Genomic DNA, 9,579 nt, shown 5'->3' on the forward strand with positions numbered 1-9,579 from the left:
CCGGGACCTGGTCCACCTTCTGGAACGGCCACATCACCGCCCTGTGCGGCCTGGCCCGGATCGACGGCGCCGCCTACGTCTTCGCCGGCGCCCCTCCGTGCCGCCGGGCCCCGGACCCCTCCACCCCCATGCAGCAACTCTCGCTGCAACTCACCCCACTCGCTCGATCTTCACGCTCAGCGGCGGCGGCGTCACCCTCACCGTCACCTTCTCTCGCCGGTCGACCTCGGCGATCTCCAACGCCAGAGCGTGCCGCTCAGCTACGTCACCGTGCAGGCCGCGAGCAACGACGGCCGCGCCCACGCGGTGGACATACACCTCGACGCGTCCGGCGAATGGGTGCACGGCGACACCTCGACACCCATCACCTGGGCGCAGCAGCAGGCCGGGTCCCTGACCGTGCTCAGCGCCCAGCCGGCCGGCCCCGGCGTCCTCCAGGAGAGCGGCGACCAGGCATCGTGGGGCCGGCTCGTCCTCGCCGCACCCACCGGCACCGGGCTGACCTGGCAGATCGGCCAGGACACCGTGGTCCGTGCCGCCTCGGCCGGCGGCGGCCGGCTGGCCGGCACCGTCGACAGCGCCCAGCCCCGCGCCATCAACGACCGCTGGCCCGTCCTGGGCCTCAACCGCGACTTCGGCACCGTCAACCCCGGCGCGCCCTCAGCCGAGTTCACCGTCACCCTCGGACACGTCCGGACCCCCGCCGTCAGCTACCTCGGCGCGCAACTCCAGCCCTGGTGGACCCACTACTGGGCCGCGTGGACGGACATGCTCGCCTGGTTCGACGCCGACCACGCCGCCGCGCTCGCCGCCGCCACCGCACTCGACCAGCAGGTCCACGACGCCGCGGCGACCGCGGCCGGCGGCGGCAGCACCGGCGAGCACTACGCGGCCGTGTGCGCCCTCGCCCTGCGCCAGGCGGTGGCCGGCACCGAACTCGTCGACCGGGCCGGCAGTCCCTGGGCCTTCCTCAAGGAGATCTCCTCCGACGGCAACATGTCCACCGTCGACGTCACCTACCCGGCCTTCCCCGCCTACCTGTACCTCTCGCCGGCCTATCTGCGGCTGCTGCTCGAACCCCTGCTGGACTACGCCGAACACGGCGGCTGGCCGAAGGAGTTCGCCGAGCACGACCTCGGCTCCGGCTACCCCGACGCCACCGGGCACAACGACGGCAACGAGGAGGACATGCCGGTCGAGGAGTCCGCCAACATGCTCATCATGGCCGCCGCCGTCATCCAGCGACTGCCCGCCGCCGATGCCGCGGCCTTCGCCCGCACCCACTACCCGATCCTGCGCCAATGGGCCGAATACCTAGCGGCCAACGCGCTCGACCCCGGCTTCCAGAACCAGACCGACGACTTCACCGGCTTCATCGCCCACAGCGCCAACCTCGCGCTCAAGGGCATCATCGGCATCGGCGCGATGGCCGTCGTCGCCACCGCCGCCGCGAACACCGCCGACGCCGCCCACTACAGCGCGCTGGCCCGCGGCTACGTCAGCCAGTGGACCTCACTGGCCGAGGACTCCTCCGGCGCCCACCTCAAACTCGCCTACGACCAGGACGGCACCTGGAGCCTGAAGTACAACGGCTTCCCCGACCGGCTGCTCGGCCTCGACCTTCTCCCCACCGGCACCGCCGCCCGCGAAGCCGCCTGGTACGCCGCGCACGCCGGCACATACGGCGTCCAACTCGACCCGCGCAACGCCTACACCAAGGGCGACTGGGAGTTGTGGACGGCGGCCTGGCTCGCCGACCGGCCGGCCACCCGGAACATCCTGGTCGACGGCGTTTACAACTTCGCCAACAGCACAGCCCAGCGGGTGCCGTTCACCGACTGGTACGTCGTCGCCAGTGCCGCGCAGCAGGGCTTCGCCGCCCGGCCGGTGGTCGGCGGGATGTTCGCACTGCTGCTGTCCCCGGCCGCCTCCACGGTGAGCTGGCACCGCGTCCAGAACCGCAACTCCGGCAAGGTGCTGGCGGTTTCGGGCATGTCGCTGGCCGACACCGCCGAGGTCACCCAGTACACCGACAACGGCACCGCCGACCACGTATGGACCCTGATCGACAACGGCGACGGCACGGTCCGGATCGCCAACCGCAACAGCGGCAAGGTGCTGGCCGTCCACGACCAGAGCCTGGACGACGGCGCCCACGTGCAGCAGTACCAGGACAACGGCACCCCCGACCACGTCTGGCGGTTCGTCGACAACGGCGACGGCTGGTCGAAGATCGTCAACGTCCGCTCCGGCAAGCTGCTCGCCGTGGACGGCATGTCCCAGGCCGACGGGGCGCAGGTCACCCAATGGCCCGACAACGGAACCGCGGACCACCTCTGGCGCCTGATCTGAGCCCACCCGCGCGGAAGCGCGCGGCGCCGACCGCGGACCGGGCCCGTCCACCGCATCACCTGGCCTCCGGGGAGGACCCCGCCTGCGCTGCCGGGACCGTCCAGGAGCCGCCGCTGACAGGCGCCCCCGCGCCGAAGTTCGTGGCGGGAACGCCGGACGCTGGGGCCGCGCCCTTCGCGCGGACAACGCTCTGCGGCCAGCCCCTGCCCGGTCCCGCCGCAGGTCGCGGCCGGGTGCGGGCCGTTGCTGCGATGGGCCGGCCGAAGCCGGCCTGCGCGGCTGCGTGGTGAGGGTTCGGGGGCTGTCGCCAGCCGGAGTGCAGTGGTCGCGGGGTGCTGCGGGTGCCAGCCGGGTGTCCGGCCAGCCGAGGCCGGTCGGCCCGGTGCCGGTTGGCGCCGACCGGGGGGTCGGCGCCGTGGTGGGTCAGGGCCGGGTGCGTGCGACGGGGGCGACCGGTCGGCCGAAGACGGCGGACAGCGCCCGCGGGCCGCTTCCGGGGCCGGGCCCGGTGGAGATGCTGCGCAGCGCGAGTTCACGGTGCTGTTCCGGGGCTGTCGCCCGCCACAGTGCGGTGAGCGCGTCGCGCAGGGTGCGGGCCGGGCGCCAGCCGAGCGTCTGGGTGGCCAGGGCGATGTCGGCCTGCTGCCAGTCGGCGCCGACCGGGCGGCCGGCGCCGCCGCCCGACTCCTCGATACGGCCGGTGAACGCGGCGATCACCGCGAGCGCCTCGGCGAGCGTGCGGGCCCGGACGGCGCGGCCGGAGCCGATGTTGAGGACCGGGGGGAGCGGACCCGGCACGGTGGCGGCCAGGACCACCGCCTCCGCCACATCGCGCACGTCCACGAAATCGCGGTACGCCGCGAGGCTGCCGGTCCGCACCGTGCCGTGCGGCGGCGCGGCGCGGAAGGCGGCGGCCAGCCGGCCGGGCAGGCCGGCAGCGGGCGCGCCGGCGCCCACCGGGTTGAACACCCGCAGCACCACCGCGTCGAGACCGGAGCCGCAGACGGCGAGCGTCCCGGCCAGTTTCGCTGCCCCGTAGACCCCGGTGGGCCGGGTCGCGGCTCTCTCGGAGAGCGCCGACCCGGCCTGCGCCGAGCCGTACTCCGCCGCCGAGCCGAGATGGACCAGCCGGGCCCAGGGCGCCGCGAGCGCCATCGCCTCCGCCAGCACGGCCGGGCCGCGGGCGTTGACCGCGCACAGCTCGCTGGCCGGCCCGGCGAGGGCTCCGGCGCAGTTGACCACCACATCGGGGGCCAGCGTCTCAAGCCCCCGGGCGAGGGAGTCCACCGTCGCCACCGCGAGGTCCACGGTCAGATCGGATCCGGGAGAGCGCTCTCCCCGGAGTATCCGGACGTGCTCCCCACCACCGAGAACCGGACTGATCCGACCGGCGGAACCGGTCCAGCCGCCCAGGTCCCGGTCCGTCCGGCCGGGCAAATCCGGGCCGGTCAGCCGGGCCCGTACCGCCGAGCCGAGGAATCCGCTCCCGCCCAGCACCAAAATCCGCTTCACCGGGCGGTCACGCCCCCTCGAGCAGCAGCTCACACGGACTGCCGGCAGCCGCCCCGCCGGCCGGCGATCCCGCCGCCCGCCGATGGGCGCGCAGACCGCCGCTCCTATGACCGTCCATGCACGTCCTTTCCTGGAAGGCAGCCGTCGGCGGCTGCCTTCCTCCCCATGTCGTCCGCAGATCGGAATCAATGATTCCGGGCACCATGGTGGTGGATTCCGAGCAGGTCATGCGCCTGGTGCGCGGGCGCACGCGGTGGCGGGGACGGTCGGGGCCGGCCAGCGAAAGGCGGTCCTGCCTGCGGGTTTGGGCCGCGGTGTGGGCCGGACGGGCGCGGACCCGCGACCTGAGGGATGAATGGCCGAGCGTATTTACGATTATCGAAGTGAAAGGTAATTGACGAACGAGGTCACATCATGCGCCCGCTGAGCCGCTGAGCCGCTGAGCCGCTGAGCCGCTGAGCGACGGAGCGTGTCTGTCCTCCTGCCGCTCGGCCGCGGGCTCATCCGCCGCCCGTGCCCCGGTCCGGGCCTGCCGCCCGGCCGGGCACGGGTTCGTTGGGGGGCTATCGGCGCGCGGGTGGGGCGCGCTCGATCAGCCGGGGGCTCAGTAGAGCGGCGGAGGAGGCGGTATCGGGTTGGGCCCCGGCGTCGGCGGAACCGGGTCCGGGCCCGGGGCGGGCGGCGTCGGCTCGGGACCCGGTGTCGGAGGCAGCGGGTCGGGGGCCGGGCCCGGAACGGGGCGCGGGCTGGGTGCGGGAACGGGATCGGGCCCCGGCGCCGGGTCCCCGGGACGCACCGGAGGCGTCGGCACGGGGAACGGGTCGGGGTTGGGCTGGGTCATTGGACACTCCCGGTGTTCGGACGGGAACGCGGGTCGTCCCCTGTGGACACCACGCGTACCCCCTCTGTGCGTACCCATGCCCGAGAACCCCGTCGAAATGACCTCTTTGTTGTCCCGGGCCCGAATTCACGACCCGCCCCCCGCCGCTCCCGCCCCGCCGCTCCCGCCCCGCCGCACCCGGGCCGCCGTCCCCGAGCCGGACGGCCGCCCACCGCTTCCGGCCCCGTACGCCGCGTCACCGCGGTCACCTCCGCCAAGGCTGCCGCGTCACCTGAACGGGCCGACCGGGTGCGGGGAGTCAGCCGGCCGCGTCCCCGCCGGCGATGGGCGTGGCGGCGGGGCGAGTTGACGGTTCGGACCGGCTGCCGGGCGGCCCGGCGGCGCCCGGCCGAACCAACCGCGCGCGAGCAAGCCGTACCACCCCCGCCTTTGATGCGAATCAGTGCCGGTCCACCCCATGGACGGTCACCGGACCGCCCCCGGCACCGGAGAAGCCCCATGCGTCCTGGACGTACGACCGCCGCCCTGCTGCTCGCCGGTTCCGTCGTGGCCCTCGCCGCCCCGACCGCGCTCGCCGTGGGCGACGCCGCATCCCTCCCGAGTGCCGTCCCCGCCGCCGCCGTCGCCGCGGCCTCTTCCGCTTCCTTCTCCGCTGCTTCCGCGCTGCCCTCCTTCACGTCCTTGAGTTTCAGCGTCAGCCCGGAGACGGTCGCCCCCGGCGGCCGTGTGACGGTCCGGGCGGCCGGCTGCCCCTCTGCGGTGACGGTGTCCGCGCCGGCCCTCTTCCACGACGTCACCCTGCGCGGGGGCGAAGGCCGCGGCCGGTCCGCCACCGTCCGGGTGGGCGACAGCGCCAAACCCGGCGCCCGGTACGACGTCGCCTTCCAGTGCGGGGCCGAGAAGGGCACCACCCCGCTGATGATCGGCGACGGCACGTCCCGCGCCCCGTCCGCGCCCGCCGGGCCGGCCCGGACCGGCCTCGGCGGTGGCATCGGCGCCCCGAACACCGTCGCGATCATCGCCGGCGGGGCCCTGGCCGGGGCGGCCGGCCTCTACGTGATCGGCCGCCGGACCCGCCGCCGGACCCGCCGACTGTGACTCCGGCGGTGACTCCGGCGGTGACTCCGCCGGTGACCGCGGCCGGCCCGAACCGCGGCGGATCACCTGCCGAACCACAACAATCGAGGCATCGGGTAGATAATGGGCCTGATGGTTGCGGCGCGCACCTGCCCATGACCGCAGATCCGACCCCGGAGCACGCGCATGGCACCTCGTAACCGGCCGGATCCCGGCCCCTACGACCCCCGCGCGGCCCGTTCCACTCCGGGCCGCGAGACGGCCACGCCGCGGATCGGTCCGGAGGAGCGGCTGGCCCTCAATGGGGTGGGAAGTTTCGACTGGGACCTCGAACGGGGCGTCTTCGAGCTCGACCCGGCCGGCCTCGACGTCTTCGACCTGGATCCCGAGGAGTTCGACCGGCGCCCGGAGACGCTGGCGCTGCGGGTCACCCCGCAGGAGCGCGCCCGGCTGGACAAGGAGCTGCGCGAGGCGCTCCAGGAGGGCTGGCGCAGCTACGGCGGCTACTTCCAGGTCGTCCGGCACGACGGCGCCATGCAGTGGACGCACACCCAGGGCACCGTCCTGCGGGACGAGCGGGGCAACGCCTACCGGATCGTCGGCATCGTCCGGGACGCCACCGAGGAACTGGAGGAGGCGCCCGCGGCCGGCGAGCCCGCCGCCGGTCTGGAGCAGTTGCACGTGCCCTCCATCGTCCGGCGCACCACGGAGGCGCTGTCGGAGGCGGTCACCGTGGAGGACGTCACCGCGGTGCTGACCGGTGAGGGCGCGCTGGAGCGGTTCGGCGCGGACGGACTCGCCCTCGGCCTGGTCGAGGGCGGCACTCTGCGCTACGTCGCGGTCTGCGGTGAGGCCCTGACCGGTCTGGGCCTGGAGGACCTCCCGCCCCGCCGCCTGGACACGGCACTGCCGCTCGACGAGGCGGTGCTGACCCAGCGGCCGCGCTACGCCACCGGCCTGGCCGACCTGGGAGAGCGCTTCCCCCCGCTGGGTCCGTCGCCCGACCGGCTCGGCATGGAGTCTGCCGCCTTCCTGCCGCTGATCGCGCAGGCCCGGTCCATCGGCGGGCTGGCGCTGTTCTACCGGGGGCGCAGGGCGTTCAGCCGGGAGGACCGCGAACTCGACGGCGCGCTGGCCGGCATCCTCGCCCAGTCGCTGCAGCGGGCCGTCCTCTTCGACCAGGAGCGGGAGTTCGCCACCGGGCTCCAGGAGTCGATGCTGCCCCGGCACATCCCCCGGTTCGGCAGCGTCGAGATCGCGGTGCGCTACCACGCCGCCCGGCGGGGCCGGGAGGTCGGCGGCGACTGGTACGACGTCGTCGGGCTGCCGCAGAACCGGGTCGGCCTGGTGGTGGGCGACGTCCAGGGCCACGACACGCACGCCGCCGCCGTCATGGGCCAGTTGCGGATCGCGCTGCGGGCGTACGCCGCCGAGGGCCACCCGCCCTCCACCGTGCTCGCCCGCGCCTCCCGATTCCTCGCCGAACTCGACACGGAGCGCTTCGCGACCTGCGGTTACGCCGAACTCGACCTGGACACCGGCACCGTACGGGTGGCCCGCGCCGGGCACCTCGGCCCGCTGATCCGGCGCACCGACGGCCGCACCGGGTGGCCGCATGTCCGCGGCGGCCTGCCACTGGGCCTGGCCACCCAGCTGGGCACGCAGGACTTCCCGGAGACCCGGCTGGACCTGGTCCCCGGCGAGACGCTGGCGTTCTGCACCGACGGCCTGGTCGAGGAGCGCGGGGTGGACATCGGCGTGGGCATGGCGGCGCTCGCCGAGGCGGTGCACCACGGGCCGCAGCCTGTCGAGGAGTTGGCCGACTACATCGCGGACCACCTGTGGGAGCGCTGGGGTTCCGACGACGACGTGGCGCTGCTGCTCCTGCGCCGGACTCCCGACCGGGGCACCGCGGGCGCCCCGCGCTTCCACCAGTACGTCCACCAGGCCGACCCGCAGGGGCTGGCCGAGGCCCGCGGCGCGCTGCGGCGCGCCCTGGCCGAGTGGGGTCTGTCCGAGATCGCCGACGACGTCGAACTCGCGGCCGGCGAGCTGCTGGTGAACGTCCTGCTGCACACCGAGGGCGGCGCGGTGCTCACGTTGGAGGTGCTGCCCGAGCCGGTCCGCCGGGTACGGCTGTCGGTGCAGGACCGCTCCAGCCAGTGGCCGCGCCGCCGGTCGCCCGGCGAGGCGGCCACCTCGGGCCGCGGGCTGCTGATGATCGACGCGATGGCGTCGAGCTGGGGTGTCGAGCCGCGGGGCGACGGCAAGGCCGTGTGGTGCGAGTTCGGCCCCGCGGCCGACGGTCCGTCAGCCGGCCCGGCCTGAGGCCGGGCCGGATCGCGCCTGGTTCAGCTGACGTTGAGGGCGGTGTCGTCCACCACGAACGACGTCTGCAGCTTGGAGCCCTCCACCCCGGTGAACTTGATCGTCACCGACTGGCCGGCGTACGCGCTCAGGTTGAAACTCCGCTGCGTGTAGCCGGAGGCGGCATCGGCGTTGGAGTACGTGGCCAGCGTGGACAGCACCGTGCCGGAGGAGTTGAGCACCTGCGCCTTGAGGGTGTCGTAGGCGGTCGAGCCGGTCTCGGCGGTGTCGATGTGCAGCCAGAAGCTCAGGTTCGCCGAGCAGCCGGCCGGGATGGCGACCGACTGGGACAGCGTGTTGGTGGTGGCGGTGCCGTAGCCGTCCAGCCAGGCCTTGTAGGAACCGCTGTGCGCCGCTTCCTTGGTGGAGTTGCTGATCACGCCGCTGGTGGCGGACCAGGACGAAGTGCCGGACTCGAAGCCGGGGTTGGCCAGCAGCTGCTGCGAGGAGCAGCTGCCGCCCCCGCCGCCGGTCGTGGTGCCGCCGGTGGTCGTTCCCCCGGTCGTCGTTCCCCCGGTGGTGGTGCCGCCGGTGGTGGTCCCACCCGTGGTCGTCCCACCCGTGGTCGTACCGCCGGAGCTGCCGCTGCCGGCCAGCCAGGCGGTGGCGTTCAGAGCGAGCGCCGCGTCGGTGCCCGCCGGGTCGTTCCAGCCGTCGTACAAGGTGTTGCCGGACTGGCCGGTGCCGTCGTCGACCGGTGAGCTGTCGCCCCAGATCGCCACCCGGCCGCTGCCGAAGGTGCTGGTGACGAAGAAGGCGCCGGAGTTGCCCGAGCTGCCGGTGTGGTAGAGCAGGCCCTTGACGTTCGGGTTGTCGTTGGGCTTGAGGGTGAAGGTGGTGCCGTCCCGCAGGATGCTGCCGGTGACGGTGCCGAACGGTCCGTGCAGGACCGGGTCCGAACTGCTGCTGATGGCACGGGGGTTGTCGGTGCTGATGTCGACCAGGTCGACCGAGAAGCCGAACGGGTCGGTGTTGTCGACGCCGTTGTTGGTCAGCAGGTCGTTCATGACGCACGGTGAGTCGCAGCCGTCGTTGTTGCGGTCGCTGCCGTTGTGGTCGGAGATCAGGAACAGGCCGCCGCCGTTCTGCACGAACTTCATCACGGCGGTCTTCTCCGCGGTGCTGAGCTTCACGTTCGGCTCGGTCAGCACGAAGGTGTCGAAGTTGCTCAGGTCCTGGGGGCTGGTGGTGCCGTAGGTGATGGTCTTGCCCGACGGCAGGGTGTTCAGCGTGTAGCCCGCCTTCTGCAGCGTCACGCCCCAGGAGGACAGGGCGCCCGTCCAGTCGGTTTCGGAGTTGGGGGTGGAGTCCTGGCCGAGCGGGTCCGGCTGGCTGGTGCTGATGATCCAGTCGGCGTTGCCGGCCGTCTCGGCCTTGGTGTTGTCGAACAGCACGCGGTGGGTGGCCGCGGCGGCGGGGGCGGCCTGCGC

The 9,579-nt window shown here is 73.8% G+C and carries 5 protein-coding genes; 3 read left to right on the forward strand and 2 right to left on the reverse strand.

What is annotated here, in order from left to right:
• Positions 1-249: 249 nt before the first annotated feature.
• Complete coding sequence (locus GA0115240_RS29195) at positions 250-2,352, forward strand: glutaminase domain-containing protein (protein ID WP_256070057.1); 2,103 nt, start codon at positions 250-252, stop codon at positions 2,350-2,352.
• Between the two features lie 423 nt (positions 2,353-2,775).
• Here the strand turns inward: GA0115240_RS29195 and GA0115240_RS29200 are convergent, their stop codons facing one another.
• On the reverse strand, positions 2,776-3,864 hold the full coding sequence (locus tag GA0115240_RS29200) for an NAD-dependent epimerase/dehydratase family protein (protein ID WP_256070058.1): 1,089 nt from the start codon (positions 3,862-3,864) through the stop codon (positions 2,776-2,778).
• Between the two features lie 1,339 nt (positions 3,865-5,203).
• On the opposite strand from GA0115240_RS29200, the gene GA0115240_RS29210 reads away from it, so the two are divergent.
• Positions 5,204-5,803 (forward strand): hypothetical protein, encoded by a 600-nt coding sequence (locus GA0115240_RS29210; protein ID WP_093741272.1) that lies wholly within the window; start codon positions 5,204-5,206, stop codon positions 5,801-5,803.
• Positions 5,804-5,968: 165 nt separating this feature from the next.
• Positions 5,969-8,110, forward strand: a complete 2,142-nt coding sequence (locus GA0115240_RS29215; protein WP_093741274.1) for a SpoIIE family protein phosphatase — start codon at positions 5,969-5,971, stop codon at positions 8,108-8,110.
• A gap of 23 nt (positions 8,111-8,133) precedes the next feature.
• Here the strand turns inward: GA0115240_RS29215 and GA0115240_RS29220 are convergent.
• Positions 8,134-9,579 (reverse strand): hydrolase (locus GA0115240_RS29220; RefSeq protein WP_093741276.1); only part of this gene is annotated, 1,446 nt, incomplete at its 5' end.

It is taken from the genome of Streptomyces sp. DvalAA-14, assembly GCF_900091855.1.
Classification (GTDB): domain Bacteria; phylum Actinomycetota; class Actinomycetes; order Streptomycetales; family Streptomycetaceae; genus Actinacidiphila.

Coding starts and splice junctions, on each gene's coding strand:
- GA0115240_RS29210 (WP_093741272.1), top strand. CDS start 5,204: ATGCGTCCTGGACGTACGACCGCCGCCCTGCTGCTCGCCGGTTCCGTC.
- GA0115240_RS29215 (WP_093741274.1), top strand. CDS start 5,969: ATGGCACCTCGTAACCGGCCGGATCCCGGCCCCTACGACCCCCGCGCG.